18 protein-coding genes are annotated in these 24,612 nt (G+C 36.6%); 15 read left to right on the forward strand and 3 right to left on the reverse strand.

The window, feature by feature from the left end; translation table 11 throughout:
* Nucleotides 1-12: 12 nt before the first annotated feature.
* The 3 genes from BUE84_RS01190 to BUE84_RS24740 are packed head-to-tail and all read right to left on the reverse strand — an operon-like array spanning nucleotide 13 to nucleotide 8,129.
* Entirely contained in the window at nucleotides 13-6,780 is a 6,768-nt protein-coding gene (locus tag BUE84_RS01190) for an RHS repeat-associated core domain-containing protein (RefSeq protein ID WP_079240187.1), read from the reverse strand.
* 5 nt (nucleotides 6,781-6,785) lie between these two features.
* A complete protein-coding gene (locus tag BUE84_RS01195; protein WP_167595377.1) occupies nucleotides 6,786-7,253 on the reverse strand; it encodes a hypothetical protein in 468 nt (155 codons plus the stop codon).
* A 6-nt stretch (nucleotides 7,254-7,259) separates the two neighbouring features.
* Nucleotides 7,260-8,129, reverse strand: coding sequence for a cell wall anchor protein (locus tag BUE84_RS24740; RefSeq protein ID WP_238594344.1), 870 nt, complete (start codon nucleotides 8,127-8,129; stop codon nucleotides 7,260-7,262).
* Nucleotides 8,130-8,486: 357 nt separating this feature from the next.
* On the opposite strand from BUE84_RS24740, the gene BUE84_RS01205 reads away from it, so the two are divergent.
* The 15 genes from BUE84_RS01205 (at nucleotide 8,487) to BUE84_RS01275 (ending at nucleotide 24,610) form a co-directional block, all read left to right on the forward strand.
* Nucleotides 8,487-8,810 carry a DUF6660 family protein gene (locus BUE84_RS01205; RefSeq protein WP_079240189.1) on the forward strand — a complete coding sequence of 108 codons (324 nt, stop codon included), beginning with the start codon at nucleotides 8,487-8,489 and terminating at the stop codon, nucleotides 8,808-8,810.
* Nucleotides 8,811-8,957: 147 nt separating this feature from the next.
* Nucleotides 8,958-13,319 (forward strand): CusA/CzcA family heavy metal efflux RND transporter, encoded by a 4,362-nt coding sequence (locus tag BUE84_RS01210; RefSeq protein WP_079243827.1) that lies wholly within the window; start codon nucleotides 8,958-8,960, stop codon nucleotides 13,317-13,319.
* Between the two features lie 82 nt (nucleotides 13,320-13,401).
* Entirely contained in the window at nucleotides 13,402-14,631 is a 1,230-nt protein-coding gene (locus tag BUE84_RS01215) for an efflux RND transporter periplasmic adaptor subunit (RefSeq protein WP_079243828.1), read from the forward strand.
* Between the two features lie 131 nt (nucleotides 14,632-14,762).
* Nucleotides 14,763-15,644, forward strand: a complete 882-nt coding sequence (locus tag BUE84_RS01220) for a bestrophin family protein (RefSeq protein ID WP_079240190.1) — start codon at nucleotides 14,763-14,765, stop codon at nucleotides 15,642-15,644.
* Nucleotides 15,645-15,660: 16 nt separating this feature from the next.
* Complete coding sequence (locus BUE84_RS01225; protein ID WP_079240191.1) at nucleotides 15,661-16,557, forward strand: cation diffusion facilitator family transporter; 897 nt, start codon at nucleotides 15,661-15,663, stop codon at nucleotides 16,555-16,557.
* Nucleotides 16,558-16,574: 17 nt separating this feature from the next.
* Nucleotides 16,575-16,994 carry a Fur family transcriptional regulator gene (locus BUE84_RS01230; RefSeq protein ID WP_034691375.1) on the forward strand — a complete coding sequence of 140 codons (420 nt, stop codon included), beginning with the start codon at nucleotides 16,575-16,577 and terminating at the stop codon, nucleotides 16,992-16,994.
* 363 nt (nucleotides 16,995-17,357) lie between these two features.
* Nucleotides 17,358-19,007: a heavy metal translocating P-type ATPase gene (locus BUE84_RS01235; RefSeq protein WP_409993845.1), complete on the forward strand. Its 1,650-nt coding sequence runs from the start codon at nucleotides 17,358-17,360 to the stop codon at nucleotides 19,005-19,007.
* Nucleotides 19,008-19,173: 166 nt separating this feature from the next.
* Nucleotides 19,174-19,497 (forward strand): hypothetical protein, encoded by a 324-nt coding sequence (locus BUE84_RS01240; RefSeq protein WP_079240193.1) that lies wholly within the window; start codon nucleotides 19,174-19,176, stop codon nucleotides 19,495-19,497.
* Between the two features lie 341 nt (nucleotides 19,498-19,838).
* The gene (locus BUE84_RS01245; protein ID WP_309522520.1) at nucleotides 19,839-20,219 is read left to right on the forward strand and encodes a hypothetical protein; all 381 of its coding nucleotides are present in this window, start codon (nucleotides 19,839-19,841) and stop codon (nucleotides 20,217-20,219) included.
* Between the two features lie 173 nt (nucleotides 20,220-20,392).
* The gene (locus tag BUE84_RS01250) at nucleotides 20,393-20,668 is read left to right on the forward strand and encodes a YHS domain-containing protein (protein ID WP_079240195.1); all 276 of its coding nucleotides are present in this window, start codon (nucleotides 20,393-20,395) and stop codon (nucleotides 20,666-20,668) included.
* Nucleotides 20,655-21,332, forward strand: coding sequence for an SCO family protein (locus BUE84_RS01255; RefSeq protein WP_079243829.1), 678 nt, complete (start codon nucleotides 20,655-20,657; stop codon nucleotides 21,330-21,332). Before BUE84_RS01250 ends, BUE84_RS01255 begins: the two co-directional genes overlap by 14 nt.
* Nucleotides 21,333-21,520: 188 nt before the next feature.
* Nucleotides 21,521-22,195: a superoxide dismutase gene (locus tag BUE84_RS01260; RefSeq protein WP_079240196.1), complete on the forward strand. Its 675-nt coding sequence runs from the start codon at nucleotides 21,521-21,523 to the stop codon at nucleotides 22,193-22,195.
* 4 nt (nucleotides 22,196-22,199) lie between these two features.
* Nucleotides 22,200-22,568: a hypothetical protein gene (locus tag BUE84_RS01265; protein WP_238594345.1), complete on the forward strand. Its 369-nt coding sequence runs from the start codon at nucleotides 22,200-22,202 to the stop codon at nucleotides 22,566-22,568.
* A 169-nt stretch (nucleotides 22,569-22,737) separates the two neighbouring features.
* Nucleotides 22,738-23,568 carry an MbnP family protein gene (locus BUE84_RS01270; protein WP_079240198.1) on the forward strand — a complete coding sequence of 277 codons (831 nt, stop codon included), beginning with the start codon at nucleotides 22,738-22,740 and terminating at the stop codon, nucleotides 23,566-23,568.
* Nucleotides 23,561-24,610, forward strand: a complete 1,050-nt coding sequence (locus BUE84_RS01275) for a cytochrome-c peroxidase (RefSeq protein WP_079240199.1) — start codon at nucleotides 23,561-23,563, stop codon at nucleotides 24,608-24,610. The genes BUE84_RS01270 and BUE84_RS01275 overlap by 8 nt, the downstream gene beginning before the upstream one ends.
* Nucleotides 24,611-24,612 lie beyond the last annotated feature (2 nt).

Genomic DNA, 24,612 nt, shown 5'->3' on the forward strand with positions numbered 1-24,612 from the left:
TTTGTATTATAATTACCATCTTCTTTTTAAGTCTGGACCTATTTCCCAAGGTCTATGATATCTTAAATTACTACCTTTTCCCCTATGATAGTGAAAGAGTTTTTTTCCATCTAATACCTTTGGTATTGTCATGCGACTTGTTGCTCTAGATTTCATAGTGTTACTTAGTTTATGAAAATCTAATCTAGGTTGTGCCCCATACCCAGGTCTGGTTCCTATGGAAAAGCCATTTATTTTTCCGCCTGAGCCTCTCAAAAACTTATAGCTAAAGCTACCGAGTGATTTTATTGTACTACCAGAGCCAGCAAATGTTGACATTAAATCAAAACTCGGATCATATAAAGTTGGGCTTTGTAACTGATTATGTGCTCTATATCCATAGCCTTCATGGTTTCCATATGGACCATAAGTCTGTTTGACTTCTGTGCTTTCTAGTATAGCATGCACATCTTCTCCTCCAAGTTGAGTTTTTCGTAGAATGTAGTCTGTCTTATCACCGCCAACATTATTTATTTTCTTTCCATTTTCGTCGTAACCATTGTCAGGGCTTTCTTCAATAGCTGTACTTTCCTTATGCGCAAGATAATTAAATGCTGTAACCATAAGTCCCTGCCCTGCACCCATCCAGAAGTTTCCTCCTCCAAGCACAGAACCAACACCGCCACTTACAGCTCCGTTGAATAGAGCAAAACCGTCACTTCTAAGTATATTATTTTCACCTACATTTTTTACGGCCAAATCTAACAAATCATTAGAAGCACTTGCAAAGGCTCCGCTTAAAGCTCCACTCCAGAAGTTTCCTCCCTGCATGTAGGAAAGCGTTCCCTGGGTTATAGCATGGGCTCCAGCTCTAGCAATAATCAGGCTTGTCTGGCTTAATGAATTTGCTATCTGCCCTCCCGCTCTAAAAAGTTCACCGACACCAAATGTTAAATAAGAGGTCATAGCAGCAAGAGTTACTGATTGATATAGACTTCCTATGTTAACTGGCCTGTTCATAATATAATCACCGGTGATGGAAGTAACAATTGCGGCGGCAAATGCAACAAGCATAGCGGCAGGAAGTGCATACTCACCATTAGGGTCATTAAACATTAATGGATTATTCATTACATATCCATATTTGTTATAACTCTGTGTATTGTAAGCATCCTGAATGTTTTCATCTGCATTTAAGAATCTCCTCAATAACGGATCATATAATCTTCCATTCATATGAATGATTCCAACTTCCATAAAATGTTCATGAGAAGTATAACCTCTTTCGAGCAATAACCCTCCGGTATTTACAATTTCCTGTATTTTATTTACATCAGTTATTATCTGCCCGCTGCCAATCTGAAGATGAGTTAGGTTACCCCAAGCATCAAAGTGCCTTTGTTCCAATTTGTTTCCGGCCTCATCACTAATGGCTAAGATACTGCCTAAATAATCCTTATGCAAGAATTTATAGGAAGCGAATGTTTCATTATAATTCTTAACATAAATAATAGAGCTTTCGTAAGGAGATCCACCAATATAAAGAATATGTTTTTCCTTACCTGTGATATTGTCTTTTGTTACCTCGAAACTTCCGTCTTCACTATAGAATTTAGTGAATTTTCCATTTCCGTCGGCATTAAAATTGCCTCCGTAAGTCACCCTTTGTCTCATTGCAGTCAGTCCATATTGGAAGGCTACATCACCCTTCATTCCATCAACGAATACAGGATCATTGTTTTCATTATAAGCGATAGTTTGAATTAGGTCATTATTATAATTTTGTTCTCCTGCAGCATTTAAGGTCATTCCTGTTGGCTGGTAGATCTTAGTTGAATTTTCAAATTTGATTTTTCCTATCTGATTATTTTCTAAGATTCTTCCTTTTGCATCATAAGTATTCAGGATTGCATTTTGTGTTTTAGTTCCTGTTACAGGGTTGCTCCAATTGATCAGCCTGTTGTTGTTGTCATAGTCAAATGATTCCGGAATATAAAAATCTCCACCTGTACTTCTTGACTCCAGCTCATTTTTAATAGGATTAAAAGTGTATGAAAGTCTTAAAATATGTGGTTTAACTGCTGATCCATGATTTACCTGATTTAAAGTTCCATCAGGTTCATATGTTTGATTAATCTCAGCCGCTCCCAATTGAGCTTTGAGAACATGTCCTTTTGCATCTAAATTTTTAAGTTCCCATAAAACTTTCCCTGAGTTTTTATCCTTGATCTGATATAAATCTCCATTCCAGGCACTATAAACATTTTCTATCTGGACTTTAGTTAATACTCCTGCAGAGAATAGCTGCTTTTCATAAGACGTAACCCTTAGTTTATCATCATAAGTAATTCCTTTTTGAATAAAATATCTTTCATTACTGCTTTCAGAGGATGATAAGATTCTGCCTTGTGGATCGTAAGTAATAGTCGAACTATATGTTTTTCCATTGGATGTTCCTGATTTTGAAGTTAACCTTCCTTTGTCATCATATACAAACGATATTGTTTTATTGGTAGCTTGCCCACCATCTACTGTAGAGATCTCTTTTTGGGAGATTAATTGCCCCAGATTATCATAGATATACTCTTTTGTTCCTTTAGGGCTGGTAACCTTTTTAGGTTGTCCAAATCCATCATATTCGTATTTGTAAATACCGTTGGATGGGTCATTAAACTCTGACTTTCTTCCCCAGGTATCATATTTTGTTGTAACAATATTTTCAGCATATTGAGCTTTGATCTGTTCACTTGCTGCATTGTAGGAGAAGACTATGGATCCACCTAGATCAGTTGTGGATGTGGTATTTCCCAAAGCATCCGTGGTTTTGTATGTAACCCTATTGTATCCATTAAGTTCGGTGGAAGTAGTTATAGTTCCTGAAACAAATGTTTCCATCTGTTTTCCAGAAAAAGAAGAAACTCCACCCCAGTTATTGAGCGTTGCCAATGCTGTGGTTTTAACTTTAGCTGGATAGAAAGAATCATTATATTCTATAACATTCCATTGCCATGGGCTCAATCCTTCGCCATAAGGTTCGCTTTCAGCTTTTTTTCTTCCCAAGATATCATATTGAGTATCCATAGAAATATAATAGCCTTGTTCAAATGCTTTTGTACTTGTTCTGTATTCTTGTCCCCATTTATTGGTGTATTTTTTTGAAATATTTCCGTCAGGGTCATACTGAATTACTGTGGAATTATATTGTTGATCTTTTTTATATTCATTCGTAGTAGTTCCTCCTAAATTAGTTTTGGACTTTAAAACTTTTCCCCAACCATCATATTCATTTATTAAAGTATTTCCAAGAGGATCAGTTTGTTTTGTAACAAGCCCCCAATCATTGTAAATGATGTTGGTTTGTAGACCTAGATTATCTGTTTTCTTAGTAACAAACCTTCCTTTTTCATCATATTTATTACTGCTGGTTTGAGTTTGATAATCCAGACTGTTGCTTGCTATTGTTTCTGTAATATTTCCAAACCCATCATAGTTATATGAATCTAACAGATATCCTGTATTATCTCTATTCCAGACTTTAAGAGTTTTTAGAAGGTTGTTTTCATAAGTATATTCTTCTTTGGTAGATTTAGTGTCTCCATAAGCTTGATTTGTATCTGTTTTGCTTTTAGGTTTACCAATACTATAATTGCTTCCCTGAGTTGTATTAGCTGGATAATATTCTAACTGTGTTGTTAAAATAGCATAGCCATCGTTAATCGTTTTTACAGATTTTTTTGGAAAATATAAATTGTCATATTCTTCTACCTTATTAACGGTTTTAATATCTCTCAGAAAATCTTTTGAAACTGTAATATATGGATTAATTGCAGTGACAATTTTAGGTTTATTGACAGGGGCTATTGTATTTGTAATGACAGTCCCGTTTAAAAGTTTGTCAATTTTATAATCGTATTGTTTGAAAGATAATAATTGATAATTATTCAGTGAAATGTCATCGGGAAATATCTTGCTCTCGTCAGTAGTTCTGATAGACCAGTCTTTATATGGAAGCCCTTCATTTAGCGGATTAATTTCAGAACCATTCCATATTTTAGTATTTACAAACAGGTCAGTGAAAAAAGTAGATCTTGCTGTTTGCCTAAAGCCTATAATTCCTCTTCCATTAAGATTTCCAATAAGATCCCTGTACCTGAATTCTTGTTTTCTTTCTCCCTGAGTAACTGCAGAAACTACATAGTAGTTGAAGTTTTGAATTATGTTTGCATATGGATAGAAAATAGGTGATGTAGTATAATAAGATTTATATACATTACCATTGACTAAATTTGAATAATCAATTTGAGTTTTAATTCCACTTTGGCTGATTGACTTTATTCTTGAAATAACATCCGTTTTTGCCTCTAAATTCCAGGTGATTAATTTTGTCTTATGTAAAATAATAAATTCAGTGTTTAATTTCGATAACCTGAAAGATCCAAACATAGGAGTATAATGTTCTCCATATTTTGAATAGTTAATGTCTTCGTCTTCAATATTTCCTGCATCTGTTGCTTCTTTAGGATTGAGATTATAATTAAATGTAAAAGTTGGCTTACCTGTAGAATCTACACCAGTATTTCTAAAATAATTAAATCCATAGCTTGAATCAGGATTATTTACGCATGTTAGACAATCTCTAAACCATTTCTGTGATTCAAATACTAAAAAATCACTTTTCCCATCTTTATTTAAATCCGGAGCCCAATAAGACCTTAAAGTATTTCTGAATTTTCTTCCGGCACCAGTATCTTCCGGCTTATATAAAAAAAGATTTGAATAGTATTGTTGAACAAATCCTTTCCCCGAGGAAATATACATATTCCAATCAGAAGAATCTATTGCTACAGGAACTAAAATATCTGTTTTTCCATCACCGTTATAATCTCCTATGATTGGTGGAAGACTGCCATTATATCCGCTATTTCCAGCTTGGATATCAGGATATATTTTCTCAAATTTAGAATTTTGTATGTCGAAGGTTAAAAATGTTAATATTCCGGGTAGTCTATGTAGAAGTTCGATTTTCCCGTCTCCATCAAGATCAATATTTATTGTATTTTTATAATCAACATAAAAATTAGCATCGTTAATGGGAGAAAATATATTATTTTTAAAATCAACATAAAAATTCATATCTACGCCTGTAGTTTCCGGCCATGTATAGCTGGAATTGTAATCCTGACAGGTCCACATATGTTCATTTTTGATCATGAGAATTAACTCAGATATACCATCACCATTGAAATCTACTTCTTTTGCATCTATTCTATTGGTGCTGCCGTCAAAATGGCATCTAAGCTCATCTGGGTCCGCAGCTTCAAAAAGCTGTGGATAAGCAGTTAAATCAATATCTTTAGTTGCTATATTAATAAAAGTATTGTTAGCATACTTGTAAAAGTAAATAGTACTTTTCTTTAAATTTCTATTTATAGCCCCTGTTATTAGTACCTGGTCGCTAAAAGGTGTGTTAATATCGGCATATGTTCCTATGGATAATGCCGTTCCGGTGTAATTAACATTTACAAAATTACCAGTCCCGTCTAATCTTCCCAGCATTAAAGTTTTTCCATTAAGGAAATCCAGTTTACCATCTCCATTAAAGTCTCCAGAAAGAATGTTATCCCCACGAATATTATCAAATCTGTCATCTTGTCTGAATAGGTTGCTGTCAATGCTGGCTGGGTCAGGCTCGTTTTCAAAAATTATAGGATTTGCAGGTTCGTTATTCGAATTGTATTCAGTTATCTTATTAGCAAATAGATAGTTTGTGTTATTATTGGTATATTCTACTTTATATCTCTTGAACTGGCTTCCGTTTGAAGTTACTTTAATTTCTTTTAATAAGTTGTTTTGTATAAGGCTTACTCCATTTATATAAGATTGTTCTCTTATAGATCTATTGATATATGTGAATTCGATTGTATTGAAATGGGGCTTATTTAAATTCTCATTTCCTCCCCATGATATATTATGTATTGTAGTGACCCCATTTCCTTGTATATAATTATAAGAAATATAGTTCCCTTGGCTATCCTTCCACACATTAATGTTGTACTCAATAGAAGTTCTGGCATCTGCGTTCAGTCCATATAAAGCTTGAGAGCCATCTTCAAAAGTTACGTCAAAATAAAGAGGGCCGGTTTGTCCAGAATTTTGCCCGATTGATTTTATCTTAATATTAGAATATTTCTCTGTTACATATTCTGCTCCATCTTTGCCATATTCTCCAGATTTTAGAATCAATCTTTGTCCATTAAAACTATAATAATCTGAATAATTTAATTGGATTCCTTTGGATTCTCCATCCTGTTCAATATTTTTTCCAATTCTTGAGATGGTTGTAATTCCTGAAATATTCCATCCATATCCTGCAATCCCATTTCCTGAACCGCTGGTATACATCAGGTTTACCTGTGGTGCTACATTTTTAATGCCTGGTGGAAGAGCTATAGGTAATGTAAATTGGAGTTGTCCGGCTTGATTGACTTCTATATTTCCTTTGGTATCATGAAATTTAATGCTGTCGGCAACAATTGTTCCCGATGGATTATTAGCCCCCGCATTTGAATCTGTAGGACCCCCGCCAGGATTCTCCGTAGCAGGTCCTATTTTGGCTACGAAAGGATTTGAAACAGAGGCTTTAGCCTGAAACCCTGGAGCAAGTACCACTGTTTGTGGATCCTGAACTGTACGGGATGTAGTTTCTGCCTGATATAGTATGGTCTGTGAAAAGCCCAAAACTGAACATAAGGACAAAATAAATGATGAAAATAGTTGTATTTTCTTATCGTAAAGTTTCATGCTTCTTATCGTTTGGTGATGTTTTTACTGAAAATTCTGCCGTCTTTTAGTGTAAAGCGAACAACATACACCCCCCAGTCATAACCTGTCATATTGATTTTGATCTGACGATTTAAGTTTGGAATATTCTGTTGTTGGAATTTCCAATGGACGGTGTTGTGTTGGTACAATGAAACAGATTCTATTAATCCATCTACTTCTTCTGTCCAGTCTATGGTAAGATAGTCGTTGACAGGAACGGGGTAAAGGCGTATTTGTTTCAAGAATGTTTTCTCATCAATAACAGGAACTTGTCTGGCAACGGCTGCTACTTTTGACTCTTTTGAGACGATTTCTTCGGCCTTTTTGCCAGCAGCATCAATTCCTCTGTATCTCTGATTTCCAGCTTCATCATATTTGAAATAAATTTCGGTTTGGGAAAAACCAAAAAAGCCTATCATCAGGGATGATAGTGAGAGTAATTTTCTTTTCATTGATGTTTATTTTTGTGTTGATAAGAGTTGTTGAACCTGTTGTTCTAATTTTTCAATTTTTGCAGATTGAGCTTTTAAAACCTCATTTTCGTTCTGAAGCTGTTTAAGCTGTTCTGACTGTTGTTTTATTTGTTTATTCTGATCAATTGAGTACAACGTAAGTTCTTCTATTTTTTGTAATAGTTTAATCTGGAATTCACCTACATTCACGCCCTCTTTTTCCATTACTTTTGCAGCTGCAATTTCTGGAAGATGCTTTTTCTCTTTGATATGTTTTTCAACTTCTTCTAATTTTGGAAGATCGTATTTTTCATCAAATACAAAATCAGCGGTAGGAGTTAGGGTTACTTTTAGTTCTTTGGCTTCAAGTTTACCTTGTAATGAAGCATTTCCATTGGGTTTAATGGCAAGCTGTACTTTCTTGTTTGTAATAAAATTAATCGCTCCAAAATCAGGGGCTGTAATCTCATTTTCAATATTAAAATCACCATAAGTTCCATATCTGAAGCCATTGCCTGCGTAGGTAGAATTTACTTCCAGATTAGCAGTAGTGCTATTATATGTTAAACTAACTAGAGCGGTACCCCCGGTTGGTCCGAAAGATGAAAATTTTCCTAAAACCAAATTTTGGTTGTTTGTATTGTCTTGAGCTACATGTAATTTAGTATCAGGATTTGCAGTTCCGATTCCCACATTCCCATTAGGCTTAATCCGGATACCTTCAATACTGTTAGATTTTAAAATCAATGGCTGGGAATCTGTAGTCCCAATAAAGTTGTTGGATGAATTGGTTCCTGTATTTCCTGTAAGATTCCAACTTTGTGCAAATGTAAATGATGAAACTAGTAGTGCAATCGAAAATAATTGTGTTTTCATAATTATTAATATAAATTATATTTTTTGTAAAAGTGTACTTAAGCGGCGACAAATATTGTCGCATAAAATTTATTTTTTTATATAAAAATATTTATTGTGAATTTATAAAAAAAATACATCAAACACTGGTTATTATTTTGGTTATTAACTTTTTTTAATGAAAAATAATTAATTTTGTGGTTTTTTTTAATTAATGTTTGTAATTTTATGGTTTTAATTGTAATAATCATATTTATGAATGTTTTTTTTAAACTAAACATTATTGGGCTAAATGAGCTTTACTAAAAATTATGTATTAATGACCAACCCATATAATGATTAACCATAATCTTAGAAAAAATCTCTACCTTTGTAACAATGAACCTCTTAAGATGGATACTTGCATTTTATTTCATGGCGTTATCATTGATGCCATGTGAAGATACGTCCCATCCGTTGAATTCAGGAGATAATAAGATCTCATTAAGTATTCACGGTGTTCATTCTACAGAAAAAGGAGATATCTGTTCTCCACTGTGTGCATGCAGCTGCTGTCAGATGACGGTTTCAGCATTTAAAATGGATCCTTTATTAGAAATTCCTGAGCAGATCCCTGCTTACTTTTCGAAGAAGATCTTATTTCACAAAAACGACTTTGCCTACCAGATCTACGATCCTATCTGGCAGCCTCCTAAAATTTAATTTTTATTGACTTTTAGAAAGTTATGCTTTCTAATACTTAACTGTGCTTGAAAACTTTGCAATACCATTGCAGAGGTTTTCAGGATATTTTTGCTGCAGTATTTTATGCTGTGTGCATTCATTTTCAATAAAAATTACCTAAAAATCGTGTTAGATAAAATCATAAAATTCAGTATTAAAAATAAGGTGATCATTGGGTTGATGACTCTGGTACTGATCATCTGGGGAACGTGGAGTGCCACCAGATTGCCAATAGATGCTGTGCCGGATATCACCAACAATCAGGTGCAGATCATTACCGTATGTCCTACATTGGCGGGACAGGAAGTAGAACAGCTGGTTACTTTTCCCATTGAGCAAAGTATTGCCAATGTTCCCGATATTCAGGAGACAAGAAGTATTTCAAGATTCGGGCTCTCTGTGATTACAGTGGTGTTCAAAGAAAATGTAGATGTGTACTTTGCGAGACAGCTCATTAATGAACAACTGAAAAATGCAGTGGAAGAAATTCCAAAAGGAGTAGGAACTCCTGAGCTGGCCCCTGTAAGTACAGGCCTTGGAGAAGTATATCAGTATATTCTTCACCCTAAAAAAGGAAGCGAAAAGAAATACAATGCCAAAGAACTCCGTACCATGCAGGACTGGATCGTTCGAAGACAGCTGAACGGAACGCCGGGAGTGGCAGAAATCAACAGTTTCGGAGGAGAATTAAAACAATATGAAGTGGCCATTGATCCCAATCGTTTAAAAGCAATGGGAACAAGTATTACTGAAATATTTACAGCGCTTGAAAAAAACAATCAGAATACAGGAGGAGCTTATATTGATAAAAAGCCCAATGCTTATTTTATCCGTGGGATAGGGTTAGTAACCTCCCTTGAAGACATCAAAAACATAGCCGTTAAAAATGAAACAGGAAGCGTTCCGATCTTTATCAAAGATGTCGCTGATGTTCGGTTAGGAAGTGCTGTTCGTTACGGTGCATTAACCTATGACGGAAAAGTAGATGCCGTAGGTGGAGTCGTGATGATGCTGAAAGGAGCGAACAGTAATGAAGTGGTAAACAATATCAAAGCAAAAATTCCTACCATTCAGAAATCTCTTCCCAATGATGTTATCATAGAACCGTTTCTGGACAGAACAGATCTTGTAGACAGAGCTATCAATACTGTACAGAAAAACCTTGTTGAAGGAGCACTGATCGTTATTTTCGTACTTGTAATTTTCCTTGGAAACCTTAGGGCAGGGCTTATCGTGGCTTCTGCTATTCCGCTTTCCTTACTGTTTGCGCTGGGAATGATGAATGTTTTTGGAGTAAGTGCCAACCTGATGAGCCTTGGGGCAATAGATTTCGGATTAATTGTGGATGGTGCGGTAATTATTGTAGAAGCCACCTTGCATCATTTAGGAGTAAGGAAATCTGCCCGTGCATTAACGCAGTCTGAGATGGATGAAGAAGTATTTCTTTCTGCCTCAAAGATCAGAAGCAGCGCTGCTTTCGGGGAAATCATTATTCTTATCGTATACATCCCGATTCTTACTTTGGCCGGAGTGGAAGGGAAAATGTTTACTCCAATGGCAAAAACAGTAGGATTTGCCATTTTAGGAGCTTTAATTTTATCCCTGACCTACATTCCAATGATGAGCGCCCTGTTTTTATCTAAGAAAATATCTCACAAAGAAACGTTCTCTGATAAAATGATGAATAGCCTGCAAAAGATTTATCAGCCATTATTGCAGAAATCAATAAAAATGAAATACGCAATTGTTTCAGCAACGGCTGTAGTCTTTCTTATCTCTGCGTTTATTTTTAAAAATATGGGTGGTGAGTTTATTCCTCAGCTGCAGGAAGGAGATTATGCATTTCACTGTATCTTACCGCAGGGAAGCTCATTAAGTCAGAGTATAGAAACCTCCATGCAGGCATCAAGAATTATCAAACAGTTTGATGAGGTGAAAATGGTAGTCGGGAAAACTGGTTCCGCTGAAGTTCCTACAGACCCTATGCCGCCTGAAGCAACCGATATGATTGTGGTATTGAAACCACAAAGCGAATGGAAAACCAAGAAATCTTACGACGAACTGGCAGATGAGATCAGTGAAAAACTGGAAACAATTCCAGGGGTATTCTTTGAGAAAAACCAGCCTATCCAGATGCGTTTCAATGAATTGATGACAGGAATCCGACAGGATGTTGCTGTAAAGATTTTCGGAGAGAATCTTGATTCATTAGCCGTGTATGCAGATAAGGTGGGGAAAATTATTCAGACAGTAGATGGGGCTACTGCGCCTCAGATTGAAAGAGTGAGCGGTCTTCCGCAGATTAATGTTCAATATGACAGAACAAGAATCGCTAATTATGGATTGAATATCGAAGATGTCAATAATGCCGTAAGTACAGCCTTTGCAGGAAAAGCTGCCGGACAGGTTTTTGAAAATGAAAGACGTTTTGATCTCGTAGTCCGTCTGGATAGCCTTCACAGAACCGATATTTCGGATGTGAATAATCTGATGATCACTTCTGCTACCGGAGCTCAGATTCCACTATCGCAGGTAGCAAATATAAGCTACAAATTAGGACCCGCACAGATCAGCCGTGAGCAGGGAAAACGTAGAATAGTTATCGGATTTAATGTAAAAGACCGTGATGTAGAAAGTGTGGTGAAAGATATTCAGGCAAAACTGGATAAAGTGAAACTGCCTTCCGGATATTACTTTACCTATGGTGGACAGTTTGAAAACCTTCAGGAAGCAAGCAAACGTCTGATGATCGCTGTTCCGGTTTCATTGCTTCTTATTTTTATGCTGCTGTATTTTACTTTCCGTTCATTCAAACAAGCTGCATTGATTTTTACTGCGATTCCTATGAGTGCTATTGGTGGAGTATTTGCCCTTTTAATAAGAGATATGCCATTCAGTATCAGTGCCGGAATTGGATTTATTGCCCTGTTTGGAGTGGCAGTACTGAACGGAATTGTTTTGATAGGAACATTCAACCAGTTAGAAAAAGAAGGTGAAACAGATATTCTGAAAAGAGTATTTGAAGGAACAAAAACCAGATTGAGACCTGTATTAATGACCGCTACAGTGGCTTCATTAGGGTTTTTACCAATGGCTATTTCCACCGGAGCCGGAGCAGAAGTACAGAAACCTCTTGCCACAGTAGTAATTGGTGGTTTGGTAACAGCTACTTTCCTTACGTTATTCGTTTTGCCGATGCTGTATATCATTTTTAACACAAAAATTTTGAAAAGAAAAAACAATAATCCCGGAACATTTACAGTAGTTCTTGTCTTAGGATTCATGATGCTGGGACAAACTTTTAAAGCGCAGTCCAGACCGGTTTCTGTAGAACAAGCGGTAGAACAGGCAGTCAATAATAACTTAACCTTACAGTCGAAAGATTTAAGCATTAAATCTGCGGAAGCATTAAGGGCAACTGCGAAAGAGCTTCCTAAATTAAGCTTTGAAGCTCAACTGGGACAATACAACAGTCCGAAGTTTGACCAGTCGTTTGCCATTTCACAGAGCATTCCTTTTCCTACCCTTTTTAAAGCAAGAAAAGATGTAATTAATGAGAATATTAAAAGCAAGCAGATTGATAAAGAAATCACAGCGAATGAACTGATAAAACAGGTTCGTACCTATTATTATCAGATTGAATATCTTCAGTATAATAAAGCCCAACTGACCAGTCTGGATAAATATTATGAGGAATTTATCAGAATTGCAACCGTAAGATTCAAAGCGGGTGATATCAAAAAGATTGAAATTAGTACTGCAGAAACCCAAAAGGGAGAAATTGATCTGCTGCTCAGACAAAATGAAGTCTTTCTGAATAATGCTTATAAGAATTTAAAGACTTTGATGAACACTTCAGAAGATTTTGAAGTTCCGTTTAATAAAGATTATGTTCCTTTAAAAGCAGAAAATGTACTTGACAGTGCAGTGGTGGCCAACAACCCGTCTGTAAGAGCTTTTTATCAGGAAATGGAAATTGCTGAGAAAAATAAAAAAGTTGAAAAATCTCTTGGACTCCCTGATTTCAGCTTAGGATATACCAATCAGTCTTTGATAGGCCTTCATACCATCAACGGACAGGAAAATTTTTATAACTCAGGAAAACGTTTTCAGTCGGCAACAGTGGGAGTAGCAATTCCTTTGACCTTTGGAGCAACAAAAGCAAGAATTCAGGCATTGGAATATGACAGACAGGTTGCGGAAACCAATGCCAAAATGCAGAAGAAACAACTTGCTGCTCAATTGGAAAACGCTTTTAGTCAGTACCAGCAGGATATTCAGCAGTATGATTATTATACAAGCCAGGCACTGCCCAATGCAGAGAAAATTGTAAAGGCTGCCCAATTAGGATATAAAACAGGGGAAATTTCTTATGTAGAATATCTTTTTGCCCTGCAAACGGCTACCAATATTCAGTTAAAATATCTGGAATCTATCCAGCAGGTGAATCAATCTGTTGTAATCATCAATTCAATCATTAATAAATAATATGAAAGCGCTGTTAACAAAATTTTCTGCCAGACCAATGAAAACGATGGCATACGGCATTAGACAAAATACATTTTTACTTATGAAACTCAAATATAATATCATTCCTTTTATCCTGATTTCACTATTGCTAACCAGTTGTGGAAAAAAAGAAGCTGCAGAAGAAAAAGCTCCTGAAAAAACAGAACAGAAAGAGGCGGCACATGAAGAAGCTCCACAAACGATAGCTTCACTCACGGAAGATCAGATGAAGTCTGTGGGAGTAGCTTTGGGAGTAGTAGAAATGAAAGAGCTTACGTCTACCATCAAAGCAAATGGATTGCTGAGTGTTCCCAATAGTAATAAAGCAACCATCACTTCCCTGTACGGAGGAATCATCAAAACCATCAATATTCAGGTAGGAAGTATTGTGAAAAAAGGACAGGTTATTGCTACCATTGCCAATCCTGAGTATATCCAGCTTCAGGAAGATTATCTGACTACCAACAGCAGGATAACGTATGCCGAACAGGAATACAGAAGACAACGTGAGCTTTTTGATAATGATGCTGGAGCCAAGAAAAACCTTCAAAGTGCTGATGCTGAACTGAAAATATTAAGAACAAAAAGAGCTTCCCTGTTAAAACAGCTTCAGATGATGGGCATAAGCCCTGGGAAAGTAAACAATGGAAATATGAGATCAGGTTTGGTTATCACAGCACCTATCAGTGGTACCATCAGCAGCATCACAGCACAGATTGGAAGCTATGTAGATATTTCTTCTCCTGTTGCAACCGTAATTGATAACGGTTCCATTCATCTCGACCTTCAGGTGTTTGAAAAAGATCTTCCTAAAATGAGAGTAGGGCAGATTGTTCATTTTAAACTCACCAATAATCCGGAAACAGAATATGATGCGAGAATTTACAGCATAGGATCTTCTTTTGAAAATGAAAGCAAAACCATCTCTATGCATTGCGAAGTAATCGGAAATAAATCCGGCCTGATTGATGGAATGAATATCACCGGAATTGTAAGTCTTGATAAAAGTACAACCCCGGCAGTTCCTACAGAGGCCATTGTAGAAGCAGATGGGAAATATTTTGTATTTGTTCAGACCGATAAAGAAGTGGAAGAAGAACATGAAGAAAAAGGGAAACCTCATCCGAAAGCCTTAAACTTCGAGAAAATAGAAGTGGTAAAAGGAGCTTCCGATATGGGATATACCGCGATAACTCCGGTAGGAAATATTCCAGACAATGCAAAAATAGTAGTGAAAGGAGCATTTTTCGTGAATGCGAAACTTGTGAATTCCGGGGAACACGAGCATTAATGAAAGCCGCCGGAACCAGTAAAATGTCGATTTTAATCCTTAAATTAGAGCTGTTTACGTAATTTTTTATTGAATAAAAGCGGCTGGGAAAATAAAGATGATCTCCTTTAATTTTAATAAATAACCCGATTATGTTATTAAACAAAAAAATATCAGTCTGGTATTTCATCCGTGAAATAAAAAGCCAAATTCTGTTTATCGGAATATTCGCTGTAGCCATCGGTCTTTTGGATATGTTGCCATGGTTTCGTAAAATTTCACTGCCTTTGAATATTCCGGCATTGCTGGGAACGGCAGTATCCTTACTATTGGCCTTCCGTACTTCCCAGTCCTACGAAAGATGGTGGGAAGCCAGAACCGTTTGGGGAGCTATTGTAAATGATTCCCGGACTTTTGTGAGGTTAATCATCCAGTTTATGCCGGCGGGAGAAGATAAGACAGTAAAAGATTTTGCCGAAAGACAAATCATCTGGACTTACGCACTGGGAGAAGCTCTCAGAAAATTGCCATTCTCTGAAAAAGTTCAGCAATATCTCGATCAGCATAAGATTAAAGCAGTGAATATTCCCAATGCTATTCTGGATGAACACTCCAGACAGCTGAAAGAAATTGCTGCTTCCAAAGGACTGACCGATTTTCAGCAGATGCAGCTGAATGATATCATTACAAGACTTTGCGACAGTATGGGAAAATGTGAGAGGCTGAAGAATACGGTTTTTCCACGTTCTTATAGTGTTTTAGTCCATATTTTGATTTATGTTTTTGCAGCGATACTTCCGTTTGGACTTGATGATTCACAGCTTGCGGTTGAAATTGCGATTACTTTCCTGGTTCCGGTAACATTCATTGCAATTGAAAAAACATCAATCATCATGCAGGATTCCTTTGAAAATAGCCCTGTAGATACTCCAATGACTTCTCTGGCACAAACCATAGAGATTAATATCAGACAAATGATTGGTGAGCAGAATGTTCCTCCTAAAAAAGAAAATACCTCTTATTATGAAATGTAATTAAACCATACACCCTATGGAAAGTACACCAATACAAACAGTTTCTGCAGGAAGCAGACATAAAAAGAACCTCCTTATCGTACTCTGCCTTAGCGGAACCTATCTCATTGCTGAGGTGATAGGAGGAATTGTTACCAACAGTCTTGCGTTATTGGCAGATGCAGCTCATATGCTGACGGATGTGGTAGGATTGTTGCTGGCATTTATAGCCATCAAAATAGGAGAAAGAAAAGCAGACCCTTCCCGAACTTACGGATATTACCGGACTGAAATACTCGCAGCAGTTATCAATGCTGTTGTATTGCTGGGGATTTCGATCTATGTTTTGTTTGAAGCTTACAAGCGGTTTCAAAATCCGCCGGAAGTACAAAGTAAATCAATGCTGATTGTAGCAGGAATCGGTTTGATCGTCAATATTGTCGGAATGATGATCCTGAGAAAAGACTCAGAAGGCAGTCTCAATATGAAAGGAGCTTATTTTGAAGTCCTTTCAGACATGCTTACTTCAGTAGGAGTAATGATTGCCGGAGTAATTATGCTGACGACAGGCTGGTACTATGCTGATCCGCTGATCTCAGCCGCAATTGGATTGTTGATCTTCCCAAGAACATGGAGACTGTTGAAAGAAGCCATTAATGTCTTGCTTGAAGGAACTCCTAAAGATGTGGATATTCATGAACTTCGTAAATCTCTGGAACAAACTCCGGGAGTGAAAAATATTCATGATCTGCACGTATGGTCACTGACTTCAAGCGTCAATGCCATGAGTGCCCATGTGGTAAAAGAAGCGGCATATGCTCAGAATCAATTATTAAAAACATTGACAGACACTACTGTTAATAATTTTAAAATCAGTCATACAACTTTTCAGATAGAAGAGGAAGGCTATGAAGAAAATGAAGTACATCTGTAAAATTTTAAAAGCGTACAATGAAAAAAGATATAGAACACAAACTCATTGATAAAAATACCAAACCTACAAGCATGAGGATTTTGGTCTATGATTTCTTAAGCTCTCAGGAAGCTGCTTTATCCCTTTCTGAGATAGAAAATCATTTTGAAAATGCTGACAGAATCACCATCTACAGAACACTGAAAACCTTTGAAGAAAAAGGAATTGTTCACAGCATTCAGGAGAATACCACCACAAAATACAAGTTATGTGAAGACGATTGTGATGAAAAAACACATAAAGACTGGCATCTCCATTTTTATTGTAAAATTTGCAAGCAGACCACCTGTAAAGAAGATATTTCCTTCCCTGAAAACATACAAACCAACTTCAGGATTGATGAAATAAGATTGTTTGCCAAAGGAATCTGCGAAAATTGTCTCGAAAGTTTGCAATAGCATTGCATCAGTCTCACCTTTACATTTGTATAAAAATATTCAGTTATGGAAAAATGCTGTAGTACAACCCCGGAAAAACCAGATACAAAAGGACACAAACATAATCATGCAGAAGGAGACGGCCATGATCATTCTCACGACTCAGGAGATCAGACAGTCTTTCAGATGTTTCTTCCGGCCATTATATCCTTTGTTATCTTATTATTGGGAATCGCCTTTGATAACTATATAAAACCTGCATGGTTCACAGGCTGGGTACGCCTGGTATGGTTTCTGGCAGCTTATATTCCTGTAGGATTCCCGGTATTGAAAGATGCTTATAAAAGTATTATCAAGGGAGATGTGTTTTCAGAATTCTTTTTAATGAGTATCGCGACGATTGGTGCTTTTGCCATCGGGGAATATCCTGAAGGTGTAGCGGTGATGCTGTTCTACGCAGTAGGAGAGGTATTCCAGTCTATGGCGGTTACCAGAGCCAAAGGAAATATAAAAGCCTTATTGGATCAGCGTCCTGATGAGGTCACCATTATAGAAAATAATCAGCCCAAAACGATAAAAGCAAAAGAAGCCAAAATCAGTGATATTATTCAGTTGAAACCCGGTGAAAAACTGGCTCTCGATGGAGAACTGCTTTCCGATTCAGCTTCATTCAATACAGCAGCTTTAACAGGAGAAAGTAAACCTGATACCAAAAATAAAGGTGAAGCGGTTCTTGCAGGGATGATCAATATGAACAGTATTGCCTTAGTAAAAGTAAATACTGCCTATGAAGACAGTAAACTGAGTAAAATTCTTGAACTGGTTCAGAATGCAACAGCTCAAAAAGCCCCTACAGAACTATTCATCAGAAAATTTGCTAAAGTATATACACCTATCGTTGTATTTCTTGCCATTGGAATCTGCTTACTGCCTTATTTCTTTGTTAGTGATTATCAGTTCAGAGACTGGTTGTACAGAGCATTGATATTCCTTGTGATTTCTTGCCCTTGTGCCTTGGTGATTTCTATTCCGTTAGGATATTTTGGAGGAATTGGTGCCGCTAGCCGAAACGGAATTTTATTCAAAGGAAGTAACTTCCTGGACAGCATTGCAGAAATTCAGAATGTAGTGATGGATAAAACGGGAACGATGACAGAAGGCGTATTCAAAGTTCAGGAAGTAAGTATGGCTCCTGAATTTAATAAAGAGGAAATCCTTCAGATGGTGAATGTTCTTGAGAGTAAAAGTACCCACCCCGTGGCAACGGCTATTCATAATTATGTAGGAGATGTCAACCACAATATTCCATTAGAAAATGTAGAGGAAATTGCAGGACACGGACTCAAAGCTACGATTAACGGAAAAGAACTTCTGGTAGGGAACTTTAAGCTGATGGATAAATTTAATATCAATTATGATCTTAACCATGCCAATATTGTGTACACGGTCATCGCAGTGGCTTATGATAAAAAGTTTGCAGGATATATCACCATTGCGGACAGCATAAAAGAAGATGCCAAAGAAACCGTAGACAATCTGCATAAAATGAATGTAAAAGCTACAATGCTGAGCGGTGATAAAAGTACTGTTGTGAAATATGTAGCAGATCAGTTGGGCATAGACAATGCATTCGGAGACCTTTTGCCAGAAGATAAAGTCAATAAGGTTAAAGAAATTAAAGCCAGAAAACAAACCGTAGCTTTCGTAGGAGACGGAGTGAATGATGCGCCTGTAGTGGCTTTAAGCGATGTAGGAATTGCGATGGGAGGTTTGGGAAGTGACGCCACCATTGAAACTGCAGATGTCGTGATTCAGGATGATAAACCAAGTAAAATCCCGATGGCTATCAATATCGGAAAACAAACTAAAAAGATCGTTTGGCAGAATATTGTCCTTGCCTTTGCTGTAAAAGCCGTGGTTTTAGTTTTGGGTGCCGGAGGACTGGCAACTATGTGGGAAGCTGTTTTTGCCGATGTAGGAGTTGCCTTGCTGGCTATTTTAAATGCGGTAAGAATTCAAAGAATGAAATTTTAAAAAGCAAATAATAAACACAACTAAATTATATTCAATAAAAGCTCTGCTGAATTTCAGCAGGGCTTTTGTTTTAAATTATACCCCATCTCATTCATTCCATTGAAATCCTATACTATTGAGACTCTTACTGAGTGAAGAAGAGAATGCCATTACTTTAGTATAAACCATGACAGACAATTACAACAGATATAAAGATAATACACACACTTTGTCATTCCGTAGGAATCTCTGCAAAAACATTAGAGAGATAAATCAAACCAGCATTGCAATTTTATCGGAGATAAAATCCTTGCGCCTTAAAAAAACAGTAAACATTAAAAAACTTGCGTCTTTGCGTTTCCAACATTACACTACACCAAAACTTAATTCAAAAAAGGTAATAGATTTTTTGTTGGAGAAACGCAAAGGCGCAAAGGAGATAAAAATTGTGTTGTTTTTAAGGACGCAAGAAAATCAAAGATTTTCAGCAAGATTGTTTATTAATGATTAGCAGCATTCAGATCATTATTAGCTTTATTAAATTTTATCGGAGATAAAATCCTTGCGCCTTAAAACAGTAAGCATTTAAAAAAAACTTGCGCCTTTGCGAATCCCAATAAATAACAAAACATAAAAAAGCTCTGCCAAAAACATCAGCGGAGCTTTTATCAACAAGATTAAATTGTATAAAGAACTAAATTTTTTTGTTTAGATCTCAAATTTAAATCAAAGTTCGGGATAAAATTATACAGGTGACAGGCACAGTTTTGTAATTTTTGTGGGTAACAGTAAACAACCATCAATGACATTCATCATAAATTATACATAAAACAGTTTTGAAGTAGTATATTTGTGACAGAGAAAAAATCGTTGAGGTTATTTATTTCCATATTCGTCATTTTTACCATTGCATTACGTCCCGTTTTGCCATTGGTAAACTATGCGGTGAACTATGATTATATTGTGAAAAACCTTTGTGAGAACAGAAATGTACCACAATCAACATGTAAGGGAAAATGCTATGTGGAAAAAGAACTGGCAAAAACAGAAAAACAGTCCAATAGCTCTCAAACCATAAAGATTGCAGGATTAGATGCCTTTATCTCTCATGATATCCTTTCCTTCTCTTCACTCCTCAACTCGGAATTGCTTACTGAGATTCCTGATTCAAGTTACTTTAATTCTCATTCTTCAGAATATTTTTCCAGGATTTTCCATCCTCCATTAGCTTAATTTTATTTTAAACTATATTTTTAGTTTATGAATTGGAGGTACTGAAACTTTCAATTAAAAGTCATTACTACACCTTGCATCATTAAATTTGGGGTTTAATTTCCCACAATTTATAATGCTGTGCTTTGTGTTCTAAGTTAATTTATCATTATTAATTTCAACTTAACATTAAAATGAAATCTCCTCTTATTTTGACGGCAATGCTGTCAATATCATTATTGTCGTGTGCCAAAGAAACGCCTCAGGTAAAGCATGCAAGCCACATGGATTCTTCCGGAAAGAAAATAGAAAATGTACAGGTCGTAAATGAAGTAGACCCGATTTGCCACATGAAAACCGCAGGATCTATTAATGATACAGCCGTATATAAAAACAAAACATATGGTTTTTGCAGTGTATCCTGTAAACATGAATTCAAAAAAAGCCCTGAGAAATATGCCCAAAAATAACAAGACCAATAATAAAAGTAAAGTAATCATACCCATTGTGGTTTTTGCATTGCTTTTCGTAGGAATCGGTGTCGGAATGGGGTATTTTAAAAAGAGCCTTTATACCGTAATGAAAGTTCCGGATTTTGAACTGACAGATCAGAACAGTAACAAAATCACCAATAAAGATATGTTGGGAAAAGTCTATCTCGTAGAATTTTTCTTCAGTAAATGTCCTACAATATGTCCGGTGATGAATACCAATATGAAGGCTATTCAGAATCAGATCGATGATCCGAATTTCGGTATTATCTCCATCAGCATTGATCCGGAAAATGATACTCCTGCAGCATTGAAAGAACATGCTCAAAGGATAGGAGCAAAGTCTCCAAACTGGCATTTCCTGACCGGAGATCGTACCTATATTGGTGATCTCGCTGATAAATTTAATATCTATGTGGGGGACAAAGAAGATGAAGGAGAAAGCCTGAACCACAGCGGAATGATCGCCCTGGTAGATCAGGACGGAAATATCAGATGCAGATACAATAAAGAAAATATGCCTATTCTGTATTATTCAGGATTGAATTATGAAGATCCGGAAGGTAAAACACCTATGCTGACCGGAAAATATCATCCAGACAGAGAAATTCTGATTGAGGATATTAAGAAATTATTGAAATAAGGAAGAGGGAAGCTGGATGTTTGAAGCTGGAAGTGATTCCAGACAATGAAGATCTGGCAGTTTTTGAGATAACTGTAAAAGCAAATAGAAGTTGAAGAAGTTATGTTATGACATTCATTACTTCCAGCCTCCAGCTCCCATCTTCCAGTCTAAAAAGAAAACATTGTTCAACCATAAACAAAAACATTATGAAGATTTTGAAAATAGCTGCTGTAACTGCAGTTTTCGCGGCCCAGTTTACACTGGCTCAGTTTAAGCAGACTCCTTTACCATACGCTTATAATGCTTTGGAAGGGAATATTGATGCCCAAACGATGGAAATTCATTATTCAAAACATGCGGCAGCGTATGTCGCTAACCTGAATAAAGCAATTACAGGAACTCCACAGGAAAAAGAAACGTTGTTTCAGATTCTTTCCAATGTTTCAAAACTGCCCGCTGCAGTAAGAAATAATGCAGGAGGACATTACAATCACGAACTGTTCTGGACGGTTCTTACGCCTCAGAAAAATACACAGCCTTCTGCAAAATTGGTAAAAGCCATCACTGAAACTTTCGGAAGTATGGATGCTTTTAAAGAAAAAATGGCTAAAGCAGGAGCAGACCGTTTCGGATCAGGATGGGCATGGCTTTCTGTGGATAAAAGCGGAAAACTATTTGTTTCTTCTACTCCTAACCAGGACAATCCTTTAATGGATGTGGTGGAAGAGAAGGGAACTCCTATCTTCGGAATTGATGTCTGGGAACATGCATATTATTTGAAATATCAGAATAAAAGAGCAGACTATCTTACCGCGATCTGGAATGTTACCAACTGGAAAGAAATCAGCAGAAGATATGACGAAGCTTTAAGCAAGAAATAATCTGATGAAATTATTTTACAGCATACTTTTTACCTTCTATATGGTGCTAAGACCTTTAGTACCCGTGGTAGAGTATGCTGTAAATTATGATTATATCGTTAAAGTTCTTTGTATTAATAAATCCAGGCCAGAGGTTCACTGTAACGGAAAATGTTACCTGAGTAAAGAACTGGCAAAAGCCAATGATTCGGAATCTTCACCTTTTCAGAAACTCAAAAACTCAGGACAGAAAGTCCTAGATACCTATATTCTGCCTGAAACCACAGAGATCAATACTACTGGAAAACGACCGTTTTTCAATTTCAATTTTACCTACGAAACAGCTTATTCTTTTCTGTTTCTTACCTACATTTTCAAACCACCGGTTTTTTAAGCTAAACTATCACTCTTCAACCACAAAAGTCACAAAAGCTTAAGTGTTCTTATTGTGCATAAAACTTACCACTTGATATAACTTAAGTGTAAGAACTTTGGTGCCTTTTGTGGTAAAAAAAGAATGTTTTTGCATTCAAAAATTATAATTCAACTTAAAAAAATCAACAATGAAAATTTATAAATTTTTATCACTATTCTTTATTGCCTTTACTTTATTCTCTTTTGTAGCCTGCGAAAGCAGCAGGGATGATGAAAATCCACAGGATACTACACCCGGAAACCTTCAGATCAAATTTGAAAACGGATTTAATAATGTAGGAGATATCGTTTTGAATCAGACCGTTCAGACATCTTCCAACGGACAAAAACATAATTTTTCTGCTTTGAAATACGTCATCAGTAACATCTCACTGATAGACGAAAACGGAAACGAATTTAAATACAACGAAAATAATCCTGATAAAGGTGCTTTTATCGTAGATCAGGCAGATGCTGTAGCCGGAATTATATACCTTAATCTGGATGGTATTCCTAAAAATAATTATAAGAAAATAAAATTCGGATTGGGAATCAGTCAGAAAGCGTACTTGCTAGGGCAAGACGGGCAAGCTGAATTCTGGACAAAAGCCAAGCAGAAAGGAATGTCGTGGTCATGGGCTGCCGGCTATGTCTTTGTAAAGCTGGAAGGAAAATATGGAACAGATTCTCCATCAAAGGAATTCATGAACCATACAGGAAATATGGGAAATACTACAGAAAATAACACCCCTGATCTTTATCGTGAAATTACTTTGAATCTTCCAACAACAGCCAGAGTGACAGGGAAAATTCGTCCTTCTGTTCATATTCTGGCAGACCTGAACCAATTTTTGAGCGGAGATAAGGCACTTACCCTTACAACGGCCAATGACATGCTGATGGGTTCAAACCAACATCTGGTAGATGTTACCAACAATCTTACGAAAATGTTTAAAGTAGACCACGTTCACAATGATTAATTTTTTTGTCAGAACAGTATTGGTTCTGTTCGTATTGGTATTGAGCTGTGTTTCCTGTTCAGATGAGGTGATACAGCCGCTGGAAAAAGATGAAGCCTATAACCTGCAGTTTCCTTCTTATTTTCCGGAAATGACTTTTGATAAATCCATCAATCCGGTGACCAAAAACGGAGTGGAACTGGGACGGAAATTATTCTATGAAGGCAGACTTTCAAGGAATAATACCATTTCATGCGGCTTCTGCCATATTCAGGAAAACGCTTTTACCCATCATGGTCATACGGTGAGCCATGGGGTAGACGACAGAATTGGAATCAGAAATGCTCCACCCATTCAGAATATGACCTTTTTGAAAAGATATATGTGGGACGGTGTCATTCATAATCTTAATGAACAGCCCATCAGCCCCATTACAGATATCAATGAAATGGATAGCTCTATACCAGAAGCTATTTCAAAAATAAAAGATGACCAGAAATATAAAAAACTTTTCAGGGAAGCTTATGGAGACGAAACCATTACAGGAGAAAGAATTCTGAAAGCATTGTCGCAGTTTATGGCTTCTTTAATTTCTGCAGATTCAAAGTATGACAGATTCAGACAGGGAAAGGAACAATTGACTTCAACAGAATCTCAAGGAATGGCTTTATTCGGACAGAAATGTGCTTCCTGTCATAGTGGAGAATTATTTACCGATGAAAGCTTCCGCAATACAGGAATGTATTATAACACCGAGTTCAAAGATGCAGGACGTTACAGAGTTACTCTTAATCAGGTAGACTGGATGAAATTCCGTGTTCCGAGTCTGAGAAATGTAGAATATACAGCACCTTATATGCATGACGGAAGATTTTACACCTTAGAGGCGGTACTTAACTTCTATTCAGGTCAGGTAGAAGATAACCCCAATCTGGATTCGCAGCTGAAACAGAATGGGCATATAGGTATTGCTATGAACAGTCAGGAAAAACAGTCGATTATTGCATTCCTGAAAACATTATCAGATAAAAGTTTTATATCCAATCCAAAATTTGCAGAATAAAT

The sequence above is a fragment of the Chryseobacterium indologenes genome (assembly GCF_002025665.1).
Classification (GTDB): domain Bacteria; phylum Bacteroidota; class Bacteroidia; order Flavobacteriales; family Weeksellaceae; genus Chryseobacterium; species Chryseobacterium metallicongregator.